The organism is Neorhizobium sp. BT27B (assembly GCF_050455485.1).
Lineage (GTDB): Bacteria > Pseudomonadota > Alphaproteobacteria > Rhizobiales > Rhizobiaceae > Neorhizobium.
The window spans coordinates 469,133-486,334 of the sequence record NZ_JBCIYT010000005.1 but is presented as its reverse complement, the minus strand read 5'-3'; the positions used below and the strand labels follow the sequence as shown (position 1 = coordinate 486,334).

The following is a 17,202-nucleotide window of genomic DNA, read 5'->3' as shown; positions in this document are numbered from 1 at the left end:
CCGAGATCAAGCCCGGTTATTGTACATTCGGTCTAAAAATCGCGTTCAGACAGAGTGGCGACCAGATTTTAGGTAGCTTGGGTTTCAGGCTTCTTGTTGCTCGGCGGAGAGAAGCTTTAGCGTGGCTTCCGCTGCCTTCACGTCTACTTTGGACGGCGGGCCGGAAAAGCCATCCAGAGTCCGTTCGACCCTTTCGCGGTCGGCGTTGCGAGTATGGTGGCTGCCGTATCTCGCAAGGCTGCTGGCGCATTTGAGCTGCCACGTAAGAGCCGACTGATCGACGGCGATCCTGTACGCATCGAGAAGCAGACCCCTCCCGCCGCTATCGCCGCCATCGAGCATGATCTCCCCCTTCAATCTGACCAACTCCGCGTGGCACCAACCCGCTTCGCCGGAAAGAGCAAGATCAATCAGTTCCGGTCCGGCCTTCTTTCCAGCGAGCGCCACGACGTTTTCGAGACGCGGTCCGTTTCCTCCATGCCGGAGGCACGCGACCGCGGACTCATTATCGTCATCTCCGGCTCCAACGGCATATTCGTATCCTTCTACCCATTCACGCCAACGGAAGAGGGAGTGCCTAGTCGAAATATCCCTGAGAGTATTCAGAAAGCGGTGTCCAAGTTCCATTTCACCTAGCCCGAAATAGATAGGGCAGGCCCCGACCGCGAGGCCGAGACAAGTCGATATAGGGTGGTCGACGAGGAGTATGTCCGACGTCAGTTCATCCAGGTGTTCGAGCGACGTGTCTATTTGGCCCCGGATATAGGCGGTTTTGGCCATGACCATCAACGAAAGGGTTTTCTGACCGAAATTCGCGCCGCTGGTCAGCGTGCCGCGGACCGCGAGGCCATTAGCCCGCAGCGCACGCATGGCATACTTATACGCATCATCGTGCGCTCCCAGATAATGGCTGTTGTGGGCGAGGATCCGGTTCACCGCAGGCTCGGCGGCTTCACCCAGGTCCCGTTGTAGCTCCAAGGCGACCGCGTTCGCGGCGTGATAGCGGCCTTGGGTGGTCAGGAGCGCGCAGACGCCGCTACCCGCTCTCAGGAGCCTCGTGGGGTCATTCAGCGATCGCGCGGACCGTGCTGCGAGTTCGAATTGTCGGCGGGCTTCCGTGTCGCCATCTACGCTTTGCACGTTGTAAGCTATCGAGCCGTATGCTGACCGTAACTGAGTTTCCAGCAAAGCGTCGGTGGACGGTTCGTGGTCGAACACGCGCACGGCCTTCTCGATGTGTCGAAATTGTTCGTTCATCAACCCCAGTTGGGTCCAAAGCGTGCCCGAGTTGGCCAGAAGCTCGTGGAAAAGGCGCGTATGGCCGGTCTCCTCGCAGAAAGTCAGGGCGAGGCGGAGGTCGTGGATCAGTATGCCGTAGCCATTCAGCCACTCTACCGTTTGAAGCTTGTCCCACTGGAGCTCGGCTTCGCGCATCCGGACGAGGAGAAGCGACGCATGAGCCAGACGCACGTTGCCCCGCCGTCCGGTCGCCGCTAGTTTGATCGCTGCATACTCCCTCGTGGTATCGAGCAGGCGCAAAGCTCGCCCAGATTCCGACCGCGAAAGAAGTGATTTGGACTGTAGCCCCCAAATCGCGTCCTCCGCTTCTTCTTGGCCGACAGCCGTTGTACAAACGGCAAGCGCGCCTTCTCGTGAAAACGAGTAAGCGAAAACCGACAGGGACTGGAGAACCGATCTCTCGTTCTCTGTAAGGAAGCCATAGCTCCAGTCGAGTGTCGCCTGTAGGGTTTGCTGGCGGCGAGGGGCCGTGCGGCGACCCCTTCTTAGGACGGTCAAAGGTTGGTCCAGGGATGCCAACAGCTGCTCCAGCCCTAGATCGACGACACGGCTTGCAGCGAACTCGATGGCGAGGGGAATACCTTCGAGTTTCCTCACGATGGCCGTTACGATATCCATCTGCTCGCGTCGGATCGGAGCGCCCATCTCGAACGATTGCTCCATCCGGGCTATGAAGAGAGCCACTGCCGAGCGCTGCATAGCCTGCGCCGAAACCTCGTCTTCGTCCGGCACGTCGAGTGACCCAAGCCGTCTTATGGTTTCGCCATGAATGGAGAGCGGTTCTCGACTTGTGGAGAGAACCATAACATCCGGGCACGTTCGAGCGATGCCCTCGATGATCCTGGCCGCCTCCGCGATCACGTGTTCGCAGTTGTCGAATACCAGCAAGACTTTTCGTTGCGTCAAAGCCGCGACTATCCCAGGCAGCGGATCGTCGCCGTAGACCGAAAGCCCCAACAGAGACGCAAGGCTTGGGGCGATCGCGGCCGCTGAACCGAGTGCGGCCAGATCGAGAAAATATACGGCTTCGTGTTCATCCTTAAGCAGGTGTGCAATTTCCAAAGCGACGGTGGTTTTCCCGATGCCCCCTGTGCCCACGATCGTCATCACATGCGACTGACGAAGCTCCAGACTTCGGGCTACGAAGCTCTCCCTCCCGATGACGTCTCTAGCCTTTCCAGGCAAGTTGCCACTGTTCAGGGTCTGCAATTGGACCGGATGGACGGCCGGTTCCTTTTTTCGAACGGTCGCCGACAGAATGTACCCGCGGCCGGCGACGGTTTGGATAAGCGTGCCCGCGTCGGCGACCGCCAGCGCCTTTCTGACCGCACCGAGAGTGACCCTGAGGGAATTCTCCGCGGAAAGGCTATTGGGCCATACCGCCTCGAGTATCTCGCTCGACGACACGAGCTTACCCTGGCGCGATGCCAACACGGCGAGGATGTCCAGAGCGCGTGACCCGATCTTCACAGGCTGGCCACGATGCGCCAGCGACCTACGAGAGACGTCCAGTTCAAAATCAAGAAACAGGAAAGTAGACATCAGGATGGCTCGGAACCCCTCGAACAACCCGCAAATGATGGGCAAGCAATCTGCCGCAATTCGGCAACGTCACCTTACGGCCTGAAGTTCCTCGGACATACCTAGCCATAGAGTCAGGTTGAAGAGGCGTCTCGCTACGGAATAACTGAACCGACGAAAACGGGGGTGGTAAATGCGGATCGGAAGCGCGGAGGTTTTGCGGATCGAGGAGTATCATGGCCTCGGTTTTCCTCCCAAGGCGTTCCTGCCGGATTGGGATGAACGATTGGTCGAAAAGCACCTGCACTGGATGGTGCCAGACCATTTCGCTCCGGACGAAGGCAGACTTATAGGGTCCATACACAGCTGGCTGATCAGACTGCCGAATTTGACCGTTCTCGTCGATACATGTAGCGGAAACCACAAGCATCGCCCCGACAGCCCGTTCTTCTCCATGATGAATTCGAGGTATCTCGAAAACCTGGCCGCTGCCAGAATTGACCCGGACGACGTAGATTATGTTTTCTGCACGCATCTCCACATCGACCACGCGGGCTGGAACACGCGTCTCCTCGACGGAAAATGGGTGCCGACGTTCCGTAACGCGAAGTACCTTGTATCCCGAACCGAGCTCGAGCGCCTGGCCGGGCAGGAAACCCCGTCGGGCGACGATCTGAATTTGATCGCGGACACCATCCAGCCGATCAACGACAGCGGACAGTGGCTGCCGATAGACGCCCCGTTTCAGCTTTGTGACGAACTGCTCATAGAGGCCAGCCCCGGTCATACACACGGACACTGCCATCTCATTCTTTCAGCGGGTGACGAGAGAGCGGTATTCTCTGGTGACATCGTCCATCACCCGATCCAGGTTCACATCCCGAGCTGGAATTCATCAGCGTGCTCGGAAACGGAAGCGGCCGTCCCGACTCGGATCAGGCTGCTAGAGAAACTGAGCGAGACGGGCACCTGGCTCATGCCCGTCCATTTCGCGAAACCGTTTTGCTGCAGGGTTGGAAAGGCCCAAGATCAGGGCTTCGTTTGCGTCATGGAATGAAGCCGAACACGGAAATGAAACGCGGGCAAAAGTGCGATCTCTCGTACCGAAACTTCCGTATCCCCCTCTTTGGAGGCTTACCCTCATTGCGTCGAGATGATTGATCATGATGATCTGCGCGACGAAAGGATTTCATGCGAAAGAACGATATGAGGCGGTTCGGGGTCACGATCGGGGATTCGATGGACTGCGGCGCCTACACGTGGGATGCAAACTCCGACGCATTCAGGATGGACCCGACATTGTGCCGTTTCCTTGGAATGCCCAACGCGGTCGGCGCTGACGGCATCTCCCTCCGCCAGGTAGTGGAACTGATCCACCGGGCGGATGGCGTGAAATTTTCGTCCGCGATTACTTCATCTGCGCGCGCCGGGTCGCCTTTCAGGCACAGTTTCCGTGCCCGGGTCTCGGATGCATATGACGAAAAACTGCAAGCGGTAGGATACTCGTTCTCCGGCTCAGGAGGCACGCCGGGTGTGAGTACGGGACTGGTCTTTCGTATCGCTCGGGATGTGGGATTTGCAGAAACAGAACTGACAGACCATTGTATCGCAGCGTACGAGTACGCGCGAAGAACCAATTCCACGATGGTCCAGTATCTGATCTCCATGGCGCTGATCGAACTAGGCCACCAGATCGCCGGGTTTGAGCAGCGGAGACTTCAATAGCTTAAAAGCGAACGACTTTGCGGACACACCGCGCCGAGCACGGCGTGTCCGCGATCGCAATCGTGCCGTCGTCAGCTCTTTACGAATGCGAGGAGGTCGGGGTTGATGACGTCGGCATGGATAGTCAACATTCCGTGGGGGTAGCCCGGATAGACTTTGAGAGTGCCGTTCTTGAGTAGCTTCACGGACAGTCGCGCCGCGTCGTCAATCGGAACGATCTGGTCGTCGTCGCCGTGCATGACCAGGGTCGGCACCGTGATTTTCTTGAGGTCTTCGGTCTGATCGGTCTCGGAGAAGGCTTTAATTCCGTCATAGTGGGCCTTCGCACCGCCGATCATTCCCTGACGCCACCAATTCTGGATCACGCCCGGATAGACCTTCGCGCCTTCGCGGTTGAAGCCATAGAACGGACCCGAGGCAACGTCGAGATAGAACTGGGCGCGGTTGGCGGCCAGGCCGTTGCGAAGGCCGTCGAAGACTTCGATCGGGAGGCCGCCGGGATTCGACTCGGTCTTGACCATCAGCGGAGGGATAGCGCTGACGAGCACGGCCTTGGCGACACGTTTCTGGGGTTCGCCGTATTTCGCGACATAACGTGCGACTTCGCCGCCGCCTGTCGAGTGACCGATATGAACCGCGTTTTTGAGGTTCAGGTGCTCGTACACTGCATTGGCGTCTGCCGCATACTGCTCAATGGTGTGGCCATCGGCGACCTGCGAAGAACGGCCATGACCGCGGCGGTCATGGGCTACGACGCGGTAACCGTGCTGCACGAAGAACAGCATCTGGGTGTCCCAGTCATCGGAAGACAGCGGCCAGCCATGGTGAAAGACGATCGGCTGAGCATCCTTGGGACCCCAGTCCTTGTAGTACAGTTCGACGCCTTCCTTGGTTTTCACGAATGCTTCGGTCATTTCGAATTCTCCTTTGATATCTTCTTTGCGTTTCTGTTCGGCTGCTTCGGCTACCGGGACAAACATAGAAAAAGAGACGGCTGCCCCTGCAATGAGTGTCTGTCGGCGGGAAAGGTCGTAGGTCACAAGTCGCTCCATCGTTCGGGCCGGGTCTCGGCATGTACGGAACTTAAGGAACGGCCCGGACGGATTATTGTAGATTTGGGTACAAACGATTTCGGTAGACAGCCGACATGGCAGCCGGCGCTCGGGCGCTATTTGATGGGCTCAACCGGGCGTTTGGTCCGCGGGAGATATGAACGAGAGAGCGCCCCGACGTCCGCAGACGCTACCGATGCCGAGGAAATCGAAGTGCGATCGCTCTCTTCGTGATTGACGTAGCTGAAAACCGTGACACCCACCACGACCGCGCCATAAACCGATATGATCGGCCAAGCCGGGGGATAAGAGGCGCGTTTGCAAGTGTCCAAGTCCATTGTCCGATCTCCTTAAAATCGAGATTGGAATAAGACAGCAAGCCGCCGTGATCTTGTAACATGTAGGCGCGGAAGCACGTTTGCGGGTCGACCAACGAACTCCGGAATCGGATGTCGGTTCCGCGGGGAAAACGAGATCACTCCGTCGTGCCGAACCGGTCCTCCGTCGCCCGATCGCCTACGTCCCCAAGGCAGGATTATTCAATATGGATGTGCCGGAAGCCGCTAGCTTGTTCGCGGGAATGTCAGTCGTCCGTATGGCCGAAAGATTTTTCAGCTCACGCGGGACGAGACGGGTGGACCGACAAACAGAAAAGGCGCGTTGTCGTGGGATTTCCCCCTTCCGAGCTGTCGAAAGACAAGGAGTGGTCTGGAGTACGGGCCGCCCGTCAACATTTCTATCACGATGACGAAAGCTTCGATTATCCGGACGGACAAAAGCCCGCATTGCCGGGATCTCCGGGATTTCCCGACCATCCGGTAGGACGCCGCGCCATGTACGGTTTCACGGCCGTCATCATCGGGGTAACCGGAGCTTTGGGAAACGCGATCGTAGCCGCGAACCTCCCTTACATCCAGGGATCGCTGGGGCTTGATCTCAGCGAGGTGGCCTGGCTCCCCGCGGCCTATCTCGTGACAAACGCGATCACGGGCTGTGTCCTCGTTAAATATCGCCAGGAGTTCGGGGTGCGCTCGTTTTGCATGGTGTTCCTGACCCTGCAAGCCGTTCTCATCACGGCGCATCTGATCGTCAGTGGGCTGGCGGGGGCGATACTCGTGCGAGCGGCGAGCGGGATATCGGCTTCGGCGCTGACGACGCTCGGCGTCTTCTACATGATGCAGGCCTTCCCCGCCGCTCACAGACTTCGGGCCGTTTGCCTCGGCGTCGGCACGCCGCAGCTTTCGCTTCCTCTTGCCTGGCTCGTTCCGAAGGACTTTCTGGCATTGGGTAACTGGAATGGGCTCTACCTCTTCGAACTCGGCCTCTCGCTCGCTGCCCTTGGTATCGTCTCGATCGTTCGTCTCCCTCCCGGTGTGCGGTCGAAGGCGTTCGAACCGCTGGATGCTCTAAGTTTCGCCCTATACGCGGTCGGCTTCATCATGTTCGGCTCGGCGATGGGGCTCGGCAGCTACCTCTGGTGGACGAACGTCGCCTGGATCGGCTGGTTCTTCGCGGCCTGTCTCCCTTGTTTTGCGCTGTTTTTCTTCATCGAGTCCCGGAGAAAGAAGCCGCTGATCGACGTGAAATGGCTTTCGGCTGGTACGTTTGTCCGATGGGCGCTGATTGCCGTCCTATGCAGGTCGGTCCAGTCCGAACAGACGATCGGAATTTTGACGATGCTGCGCGATTTCGGTCTCACGAACGACGATATCAGACCCCTTACCGGAGCGATCCTCGTTGGTGCCGTGTTGGGCCTAGTCGTCGCGGCGCTGGTCGTCGCGCCGTCGCGTCTACCATTCATGGTTCTCGGCGCGCTGGTGCTTGTCGCCTTGGCGACATACCTCGACACCGGATCGAGCATTTCGACCCGGGTTCCCCAACTGCTGGTCAGCCAGCCCCTTATCGCGTTCGCAGGCACCCTTTTTATTGGTCCCGTCTTTATATTCGGGCTCGGACGGGTCCTTGCCGATGGCGGGGTGCGGATGACGAGCTTCATCGCGCTTTTCAACGTCACGCAGTCGGTAGGGACACTGACGGGTAACGCGTTCACCCAGACATATCTCTTCCACGCACAGCAGTATCACCTTGGGGCATACGCCGCCCAGGCGGCACGGTCCGATCCCGATGTGGCGGCACTTCTATCCACCCTTGCCGCCCGATACGCTCCGGTTATCGCGGACCCAACGATGCGGTCTGCCGAAGGCGTCGCGGCCCTTTCGCAACAAGTCACGCAAGACGCGCGGGTAGCCGCATACGTCGACGTCTTCACGGCCATATCGCTGGCGGCATCGGCGGGCGCGCTCGCGTTGCTCGCGTTCATCGCGGTCAGCCTCTTCAAGCAATACCGGAGTAAGCTATCATGAACGCGGTTTCGCCGATCACCGCCGCGCAGGCTGACGAAGCGGCTGATGCGCCGACCGCGCTGCCGCGGCAATGGCAGCCCAAGATCAGCAGCCTCCTGACAAAGGCTTTTGCGTTATTGCTTGTAGCCGCCGGCATGGCCGCAATACTCGTGGCGTGGCAGTTGCCCCCGTTTTCCACGTCCGTAGTCAAGACCGACAATGCCTACGTTCGTGCGCGGACCACTATAATCAGCCCGCAGGTGACGGGATACATTTCCGAGATCGCCGTACGCGACTACTCGGCGATCAACCGGGGCGACGTCGTGCTCCGGATAGATGACAGGATTTACAGGGCTCAAGTCGCGGCCGCTCGCGCAGACCTCGATATTGCTGCCTCCAATCTCGCAAACAACCAGCAAGCGATTGCCCAGAGGCGGCTCGACATCGCGACAGCTCAAGCAAAGATCTCGAGCGCCGACGCGCAACTCGTCAAGGCGGACGCGGACTTCAAACGTGCGTCCCAGCTCGCGGACAAAGGTTCTGGCTCCATCAGTGCCGAAGACGCCGCCCGGGCGGCACTCGGTGTTGCTACGGCCTCTCTTCAGGAGGCGAACGCGGGAAGGGGCAGCGCGGATCAAGCACTGAAGGCCGCCGGGGTAAACAAAGCGGCGCTCGAGGCCGACGTAGAAAGCGCGAGGGCCAGGCTCCAGCTAGCAGAAATTAACCTTGGCTACACGACCGTCACGGCACCTGAAACGGGAAAGCTAAGCGAAGTGACTGCCCGATTGGGGCAATTTGTCACCAACGGCAGCCAGCTAACGTTCCTCGTTCCCAAAGCCCGGTGGGTAGTCGCCAACTTCAAAGAAACCCAGTCGGGTGCGATCCGTCCCGGACAGCGGGCGTGGTTCTTTGTCGACGCGCTGGCCGGTTATCGCTTCGAGGGCACCGTTGAAGACATATCTCCGGCGGCCGGGTCCGAGTTTTCCGTCCTGCGTACGGACAACGCCATCGGCAACTTCACCAAGATCCCGCAACGTATCGCGGTCCGCATCGAGATCGATCCGGAGCAATCCGAGATCGAGAGGCTGGGACCGGGAATGTCCGTCGAAGCACACGTCGATACAGCTTCTTCAGCTACCAACCTTACGACCCATTAAGGAGACCAGTATGAACGTTATGCTCAACGATCCGTCGGACCCATGGCAACGCGAAGCGCAGACATATCCGGTCCTCTCTCAGGAAATGATTGACCGGATCCGGCCCTATGGCGAGCATCAGATCGTGTACGAGGACAGCGTCGCCTTCACGCGAGGCGATCGTGCGCTGGACCTATACCTGATCCTGGAAGGCGAGCTGGAAGTGCACGCCGAGCATCCAATCGAGGGACGGCAATATCTCTACAGCTACCGCGGCGGTCAGTTTAGCGGCGAGCATAACATGTTCAATGATCGCAACACTCTCCTGTCCGGCCGACTGATGGCAGGAACGCAGTTCATCCGAGTTCCCCACGACAAATTTCGCGCTCTGATAACGGGCGAACCCGACATCGGCGAAATGATCATCCGAGCCTACATTCTGCGCAGATCAGGCCTTGTCCGCCATCTCAAGGGCGGCGGCGTGCTTGTCGGACACCGTGACAGCTCGGAACTGCTCCGGATACAGCGTTTCCTTACCCGAAACCTCTATCCTGTCGAAGTGCTGGACGTCGCGGCTGACCCGGAGGCGGCGCATGCGATGCAGGAACTCGCCATCCCGCTTTCGGCGCTCCCCGCGTTGATCAAGCCGGATCGGCAGGTGTTGTCGAAACCATCCGACGAGAGGCTCGCCGACGAGCTTGGGCTCTTGGAGCCGCCGGAGGAGGGTGTCGTCTACGACGTCGCGGTTCTCGGGGCTGGGCCATCGGGTCTCGCCTCCGCCGTCTACGCCGCCTCGGAAGGACTGAGGACGATCGTCGTGGAAACGCTCGCGCCGGGCGGGCAGGCGGGAACATCATCGAAAATAGAGAACTATCTCGGGTTCCCTACCGGGATATCGGGGGAAGCTCTGGCCGGGCGGGCACACATCCAGGCCCAGAAGTTCGGTGCACGCATCTGCGTGTCGCGAAGCACTGTGTCGCTGGACTGCTCGAAGAAGCAGTTCGAGATCGGCTTGTCCGATGGTCGCGCTGTACGGGCAAAAGCGGTGGTCGTGGCGACGGGTGCTCGTTATCGGACGCTAAATTTACCAAATTACAAACGATTCGAGGGGCAGGGAATCCACTATGCCGCGACCGCAATGGAGGGCAACCTGTGCTCGGCGCAGGAAGTCGTCATCGTCGGCGGTGGAAACTCGGCCGGTCAAGCGGCGGTGTTCCTGTCGCGCACTGCCAAGCACGTAAACATGGTAATGCGCAGCGGCATTTCCTCCACGATGTCGGACTATCTCGTCCAGAGGATTAGGAATTCACCACACATCACTCTGCACGAGACTTCCGATATCACCGGACTTCACGGTGAAAACGGTCTCCAGGGCGTGAGCTGGAATAACCGGAAAACCGGACAGTCCTTCAATCGCCCGGCGACCAACCTGTTCGTCATGATTGGCGCGTCGCCGAACACCGAGTGGCTCGCGGAATGCGTGAAGCTCGATCGAAGCGGTTTCGTGGAAACCGGATTTTCGGACGGCGGAGAGCTGGCTACGCCTTACCGAACGAGCAAGCCCGGGGTCTTTGCCGTAGGGGACGTCCGCTCGGGATCTATCAAGAGGGTTGCATCAGCCGTGGGGGAAGGGTCGGTGGTCGTCGCAGCGATACATCAGTTTCTTGCAACTGCATGATAGAAGCGGCGGGATTATGCGGAAGTCAATGAAATGCTCGTCTACATAGATCGGGGTACCATGCAGATCCGCGGAGTCTAGTCGAGGAGCTCCACAAGCTCCTCGACTACATGGCACCGTCCTCGAGACTCCAGCGGATTGTAGCCTTCAACGCCGCGTGCCCGGTTTCGTGAAAATGTCCATTTGCATGCCTGCCGGGAGATCGGTCGAAGTAAACGACCCTCGTCCCTCATCGATCGGCTATGCGGACACATGGCGTTAACCGTCCTTTTGAACCTTGCCGGATGCCGGATCCACGTTGCCTCGCGGTTTAAATCGCTCACGGATAGAAAGACGGGAACGATTTAATCAAGCTGGAAAGCACGGTGCAGATCAAGTGGTAGGTCACATAGGAGATCGCTACGAGAGCGAGGATCGGTCCCATATCGGCCAGCGACGGGGTGTCGCCAGCGGAGGTTCCTTCGACGGCGTGGTTCCGGAAAACGTTGTCGTTTGCGGCCCGCATGCGACGTGCCGTGGTGCAAGACTTCATTAGTCCGAGCGGGGACTGCCTGAAAGTACACGTTTCCGAAGGTTTGAGAGCCATGTTATTACCTATAGGTTCGAGTTGATCGTCCCTCTTTGGCAACGAGTACCGCGACCTTTTGCGGGTCTATAGTACGATCGGTCTCTCAGGCGTATCCAGATTGATATTTGGCCGGCGGGGCGGGAACAGAGCTATCCCTGTGTTGAACATTACGACACCGCAGCGAGTGAGCATATCGAAGATAGTCTCCGACGACTGCCACAGAGTTTCCCCGCTCGGTGGTTCATCATGTCGTGTCGAGACCATAATGATACAGCCTTGTAATTCGATGTTGGGGCGCGCCAAGTTATTTCGGATATCGGAGGTTTAAGGTGAGCTGACGTCGGAAGCCACACCGGGCGCTGGCTTATAATGAGAAAAGCCGAAGGCTGCTTCCGCAGGCGTTCGGCTTTGTCTTCTCGCCATACTCGAGGTTAGGCAAGCGAGACGTCCATCGGGATCGGATTCCGCATCGAGTTGGCCACCGGCGAGAAGTAGTTAGCCTGCCTGACGATCTCCTCCAATTCCTCTCGAGTAGCGTCGCCTTCGACATTAACCGACACCCTGATGGCCTGGAAACCAATCTGGAAGGGTTCGCGTGGGGCGCCGCCAGCACCCCAGGCTGCCGAGTTGCCGACATCGCCTTCAATTCGGAGCTCGAGACGAGAGAGCCTGACGTTCCTGAAGGTCGCAACCGCGGTGATTCCCACAGCAAGGCATCCCCCCAAGCCGGAAAGCGCTATCTCTCCCGGCGCGGGCGCGGTATCCTGGCCGAACAGATGCAGGGGCTCGTCAACGATGACCGGGTCGTGATCGCCGACATAGCTGAGTGTGCGATACTGGCCTTCGCAGATGGTTTGTACGACGTTAGTACCCTGTCGCTCGGGGTTTTCGCGCCCTCGCTTGGCGAAGGCAAGAAGACCGTCGCGGTCAATCGGGCGAAGGTAAGCAGTGATAGTCGTGGGCAGCGTATCCTGTGGCATCGTCTTCTCCGTGTATGCTCGAGCCATGCGGGTCAGTTGTCGGACCGAACCGTCTGGGATAATCGTTGGCGGAGTTCGGTCGGTGATCGAAATGGACATTCTCTGTCCGGTATGGCGTGATTATGAGCGCCGCCCGGCCCCGCGTATTGTAGGATAGCACCCCCACGTCCCGGCGGTGCGACCGCACGATCCGACAATCCAGATAGAGTGCTCTGATCAATCCTCACTGCGTAGATCCGGCGATGTATCCTTCGAAGTTGCTGCCGGGCGGATGGAGGTATTGAGATGAACAGCGTACTCCCAGATATCGGCAAGGTTTCCCACGTTGAAATAGACGACGTGAACATTCGAATCGCTACTGGCGGGCGATCCGATGGAATTCCGGTGGTCATCACCAGTCCCTGGCCTGAAAGCATCTACGCTTTCAGGGGAATTCTGGCGGCAATCGGCAGTGTTGCTCCGTACGTTGCAATCGACTTGCCGGGCTTCGGGATGTCGCAGGGGCGGTCGGACCTGATGTCGCCGACGGGGATGGCCCGTTTTCTTACGCGAGCCGCCCGGAAACTCGGAATTACCAGGATGCATGGAGTCGGGCCCGATGTCGGCGCTCTCGCGATGCTCTTCGCCGCAGCCGATCGCCCCGATCTCTTCGAAAGCCTCGTGGTCGGCAGCGGAGCCACCAAGGTCGAGCTGGCGGCCGGCGGTCTTGTCGACCTCATCGCGTCTCCCAAAGGAGCGTTCGCCGGGCAGCAGGGCGGCGATCTCGCTGTCGGCTTTGTCACCGCCGCTTCCGCGAATACTCCACCGCCATCCGTGATGGAGGATTACTGGCACTCGTCATCGGCAGAAAGGTTCGAGCAGGCAACCAATTTCGTCCGGTCCTATTCAGACGAACTCCCTCTTCTCGATGAAATTTTAAGTCGGATCGAAGCCCCTGTACTCGTGCTGGCAGGGCGTCAGGACGCGATCGTTCCACCCGCGAACGGGCAGCTTTTGGTGGAGGGTATTGGACGCTGCCGACAGGTCCTTCTGGATGGCGGCCACCTGATATGGGAAGACGCCGCGGGTGAATACGGTGCTGGAGTAGCAAACTGGATAGGCGGGGAGTACGAGAAGCTCGGTTCCACCCCGAGCCCGGTCTAACGGCGTAAAGGTCCGCGTCACTCGCGGGATACTAAAAATCCCGCCGATTTCTTTTCGCGTGACGCTAGGACACGATCCTTCAAGAATAGCTCCTCGCACCGAGGATACGTTCAACGCACTCACGCCAAGCAGTTAGGCGACAAGCGTTGCTGCTCGAAAAATGGATAGAAAGCAGATGCGAGTTTTGGTTCTGTTTGCGCACCCGGCGCAACGGAAGTCGAGTATCAACACGGCGATGGCGGCAAGCGCCCGAGAGCTGGAAGGCGTGACCTTCGTTGATCTCTACGCCGAGTATCCCAGGTTTGCCATCGACGTGGACCGCGAACAGCGTCGGCTCATGGAGCACGAGGTCGTCGTCTTCCAATTTCCCGTGTTCTGGTATTCGACCCCGGCTCTTCTCAAGCAGTGGCAGGATCTGGTTCTCGAGTACGGCTTCGCCTACGGACCAGAGGGAAAAAAGCTGGCGGGAAAGTATGCGATGGCGTGCGTCACTACAGGCGGGGGCATATCGGACTACACAAAGGACGGCGGCAACCGGAGGGTCTTCGACCAGTTTCTGTATCCTCTCGAACAGACTGCGACGCTCTGCGGCATGAAGTATCTTCCTCCGTTCGTGCTGTACTCTGCCAATCATCTCACGGACGAGAACGCCCAGCTCCATATCCGATCCTACCCCCGGCTCCTGACTGCGCTGCGCGACGATAAATTCGATGTCGCCTCCGCGCACCTGCTGCCGAGTTTCGGGAGCTTAAATTTACCTGATCTAGTGAGGGACTGACCGTTGGAAGGTTTGGCATTCTACGCACTGTGCTATCTTGCTGCGGCGGTTCTCGCCGTTATAGTTTCACAGCGGATCGGGCTGGGTTCGGTCGTCGGCTACATCGCGGCAGGTGTGCTAATCGGGCCCGTATTCCAGATCTCAGTGGCAGGATCGGGTTACCTCGAACAGTTTTCCGAATTCGGCATTGTTATGATGCTGTTCCTGATCGGTCTGGAGATAGATCCCCGGATGGTCTGGCGGCTCAGGGACAAACTACTCGGCCTTGGAGGGCTTCAGGTTGTTGCCACGATCGCCGCAGTCACCGCGGCTGCTGTCGGATTGGGATTTAGCTGGCAGCAGAGCCTCCTGTTCGGTTTCGTAGCAGCGCTGTCATCCACCGCGATCGTTCTCCAGACCCTAGAAGAGAAGGGCCTTCTAAGGTCCGATGGAGGGCAGGCAAGCTTCGCGGTGCTCCTGTTTCAAGATTTGGCGGTCATTCCGATGCTCGCCTGTATCCCCCTTATCGCTGGCAGTGGGCACGGATCTCCTTCCGGGCATGGCGGAGCTCAGTTGCTCGCCGACCTTCCCGGATGGGTATCTGCTGTCCTTACTCTGGGAGCCGTCGGCGTGGTCGTTGCCGCGGCACACTTTTTGTCGCGCCCGGTATTCAGAACCATAGCTCTTCTTGGACTTCGGGAAGTATTCACCGCTGCCGGGCTTCTGGTGGTGGTCGGGATAACCGTCCTGATGTCGGCTGTCGGCCTTTCGCCCGCGCTCGGCGCCTTCCTCGGAGGTGTGGTGCTCGCGAACAGCGAGTTCAAGCATGAGCTGCAGAACGATATCGAGCCCTTCAAGGGACTACTGCTCGGGCTGTTTTTCATGACGATCGGCGCGAAAATTGACCCCGCAATCCTGTCGGCGAACTGGCTGATGGTAGCGGTCGCCACGTTCGCTTTGATCGCGATCAAAGCTCTTGTGCTTCTACCCCTGGCATGGTTTTTCCGCGTCCGAGGGCCGGCAGGGTGGCTTTTCACCCTCGGCCTTGCTCAGGCGGGTGAATTCGGTTTCGTACTGTTGACGATCGGTGGTGATCGCGGGCTGTTTTCGCCTCCGACCGTGTCGGTATCGGTGCTGATCATCACTTTCAGCATGGTTCTTACCCCCCTTCTTTTCTCGATCTCCAACAGGATCGTTGTGATGCTCGAGACCCGTGGGCGGCATCATCGGAGCGCCGACCAACCGGATCAGGGAACTATTATCCTTGCCGGGGTCGGCCGATTTGGACAGATCGTGAACCGGATGCTTCTGGCGAACGGACACAAGCCGGTAGTCATGGATTACAGGGCGGATGTGGTGGACAACGTCCGGAAATTCGGCGTGAAGTCGTTTTTTGGGGATGCCGGCCGGCCGGACTTGCTGGAATCGGCGGGCCTCGCGCGGGCAGCGTTGCTTATCGTGGCCATAGACGACCCCGACAGAGCGACCGAGATCGTTTCCTACGCCCGTAGACGTAGTCCCGGCATACGGATCATCGCACGCGCTTACGATCGTTTGCATCATTACAAGCTGTTGGATGCAGGAGCGGATTTTATCGTCCGCGAGATGTTCGACGGTTCGGTCCAGGCTGCAGGCATGGCGCTGGAATCTCTCGGAATGCACCCTTATGAGGTCGAAAAGCGGAAAGCCGTATTTGTCGAACAGGATACGGCGGGCTTAGCCCGGATGGCGAAATTAGTCGACGCAGAAATGCCTGCCGCGAGCAATCCGGAGTTCGTCGCGGGTTTCAACGACATCGGAAAAGTGATCGAAAACGCGATGATGGGCTATCGTTCCGGCTATGATGAGATGGTTGCCCGAGGTTGGAACGCGCCTGATGCAGGGTCCATTCACGTGCCGAAAAGTGGCGGCAAAGGTGATCGTTCGTGAGTGAAGTAATCGCGGATCCTCGATTGTTGAAAATGCCCGAGCGCCGATAACACTTATGAAGACTTGCGAGCAATTTTCCAGAGAGCCTGTAAATCGTTTCTTTGAAGAGATGCCGACGCGCCGCAGGTCTAGTTAGCTTACGCTGGTTAGCACCGGATCAAATTCACCGGGGATCGACGATCGGTGGAAGGCCCCCGGCTGCCTCAAGCGCTTCTACGTTATCGACGTCGCACCTTGCCGGGAGGCCGAGCTCTACGTCAATAACGGGTAGCCCACTGGCGGCGATAACTTGGCGCGCTCCTTTGTCACCCGTCAGCTCGCCGAGAGCGCGGAAAAGCGTTCTCGGGAGAATGACCGGATTGCCGGGCTCGCCAAAGGCCGTAGCACGTACGACGGACGTTCCTTGCGCGCGTTTGAAGATGTCGATCATCGAGGACATGTGGCGTTCATTGAGGAGAGGCATGTCTGCCAAGTGAATTAGCACTCCTACGCAGTCTTCTGGAACCGCCTGTAAAGCCGCTCGAATAGAGGATGAGAGTCCCAAGGCGAATGCGTCGTTATGTACCGCCGTGAACGAAAGGCCGGAGAGGGCCTCTTGAATTTCAAATTCCATATGGCCCGTCACCACGATCACTTTGTAGGCGCCGGAAGCTGCCGCCCTCTGCACCGACAAACGCACCAAAGGCGTTCCCCCGAATACCGCTAGCAGTTTGTTGAAGTCCCCCATGCGAGCGGAACGTCCCGCTGCTAGTACCGCGATCGCAACTCTTGCGCCCATCGTACACATTCGTTCAGACCGCCTAAATCCCAGCAAGATGACCACGCTTGAACCATATAGCCCGATTCCCTCTAAGACTTCGTTCAGCGGCTCGATATTTCGTTTCTTCGCCTGCGGCGAACTAACAGTCCCTGAAGGTCTGCAGGGCCCCATAACCAGCTCATTCTAGATCGAGATCACGCTTTGGCCTGCCACATCTAACCAGAAGGTATGATCTTGGCACACGGTGGTCCGAACAGATTTCGAAGTGCGAGAGAGGCAACATCAGCTCATCGAAATTCAAATCACGGAGAG

General features: G+C 58.5%; 12 protein-coding genes. 8 read left to right on the top strand and 4 right to left on the bottom strand.

Annotated elements, in window-relative coordinates:
- Window positions 1-84: 84 nt before the first annotated feature.
- Complete coding sequence (locus AAIH70_RS16265; RefSeq protein ID WP_430034768.1) at window positions 85-2,841, bottom strand: ATP-binding protein; 2,757 nt, start codon at window positions 2,839-2,841, stop codon at window positions 85-87.
- Between the two features lie 172 nt (window positions 2,842-3,013).
- On the opposite strand from AAIH70_RS16265, the gene AAIH70_RS16260 reads away from it, so the two are divergent.
- The gene (locus AAIH70_RS16260) at window positions 3,014-3,877 is read left to right on the top strand and encodes an MBL fold metallo-hydrolase (RefSeq protein WP_430034767.1); all 864 of its coding nucleotides are present in this window, start codon (window positions 3,014-3,016) and stop codon (window positions 3,875-3,877) included.
- 134 nt (window positions 3,878-4,011) lie between these two features.
- Window positions 4,012-4,545, top strand: a complete 534-nt coding sequence (locus AAIH70_RS16255; RefSeq protein ID WP_430034765.1) for a hypothetical protein — start codon at window positions 4,012-4,014, stop codon at window positions 4,543-4,545.
- A 71-nt stretch (window positions 4,546-4,616) separates the two neighbouring features.
- Here AAIH70_RS16255 and AAIH70_RS16250 read toward each other — a convergent pair whose 3' ends face one another.
- Window positions 4,617-5,459 carry an alpha/beta fold hydrolase gene (locus AAIH70_RS16250; protein WP_430034930.1) on the bottom strand — a complete coding sequence of 281 codons (843 nt, stop codon included), beginning with the start codon at window positions 5,457-5,459 and terminating at the stop codon, window positions 4,617-4,619.
- Between the two features lie 803 nt (window positions 5,460-6,262).
- Here AAIH70_RS16250 and AAIH70_RS16245 point away from each other — a divergent pair.
- The 3 genes from AAIH70_RS16245 to AAIH70_RS16235 are packed head-to-tail and all read left to right on the top strand — an operon-like array spanning window position 6,263 to window position 10,753.
- A complete protein-coding gene (locus tag AAIH70_RS16245) occupies window positions 6,263-7,960 on the top strand; it encodes an MFS transporter (protein ID WP_430034763.1) in 1,698 nt (565 codons plus the stop codon).
- On the top strand, window positions 7,957-9,096 hold the full coding sequence (locus AAIH70_RS16240) for an HlyD family secretion protein (RefSeq protein WP_430034761.1): 1,140 nt from the start codon (window positions 7,957-7,959) through the stop codon (window positions 9,094-9,096). Before AAIH70_RS16245 ends, AAIH70_RS16240 begins: the two co-directional genes overlap by 4 nt.
- A 10-nt stretch (window positions 9,097-9,106) precedes the next feature.
- On the top strand, window positions 9,107-10,753 hold the full coding sequence (locus AAIH70_RS16235) for an FAD-dependent oxidoreductase (protein ID WP_430034759.1): 1,647 nt from the start codon (window positions 9,107-9,109) through the stop codon (window positions 10,751-10,753).
- A 999-nt stretch (window positions 10,754-11,752) separates the two neighbouring features.
- Here AAIH70_RS16235 and AAIH70_RS16230 read toward each other — a convergent pair.
- Window positions 11,753-12,400 carry an OsmC family protein gene (locus tag AAIH70_RS16230; RefSeq protein WP_430034757.1) on the bottom strand — a complete coding sequence of 216 codons (648 nt, stop codon included), beginning with the start codon at window positions 12,398-12,400 and terminating at the stop codon, window positions 11,753-11,755.
- Window positions 12,401-12,586: 186 nt separating this feature from the next.
- Between AAIH70_RS16230 and AAIH70_RS16225 the strand changes: the two genes are divergently transcribed.
- From AAIH70_RS16225 to AAIH70_RS16215, 3 genes are all read left to right on the top strand, one after another.
- Window positions 12,587-13,444, top strand: a complete 858-nt coding sequence (locus AAIH70_RS16225) for an alpha/beta fold hydrolase (RefSeq protein ID WP_430034755.1) — start codon at window positions 12,587-12,589, stop codon at window positions 13,442-13,444.
- Between the two features lie 160 nt (window positions 13,445-13,604).
- The gene (locus AAIH70_RS16220) at window positions 13,605-14,222 is read left to right on the top strand and encodes an NAD(P)H-dependent oxidoreductase (RefSeq protein ID WP_430034753.1); all 618 of its coding nucleotides are present in this window, start codon (window positions 13,605-13,607) and stop codon (window positions 14,220-14,222) included.
- A 3-nt stretch (window positions 14,223-14,225) separates the two neighbouring features.
- A complete protein-coding gene (locus AAIH70_RS16215) occupies window positions 14,226-16,130 on the top strand; it encodes a cation:proton antiporter (RefSeq protein ID WP_430034751.1) in 1,905 nt (634 codons plus the stop codon).
- A gap of 163 nt (window positions 16,131-16,293) precedes the next feature.
- Here AAIH70_RS16215 and AAIH70_RS16210 read toward each other — a convergent pair whose 3' ends face one another.
- Complete coding sequence (locus tag AAIH70_RS16210) at window positions 16,294-16,908, bottom strand: nucleotidyltransferase family protein (protein ID WP_430034749.1); 615 nt, start codon at window positions 16,906-16,908, stop codon at window positions 16,294-16,296.
- Between the last annotated feature and the right edge of the window lie 294 nt (window positions 16,909-17,202).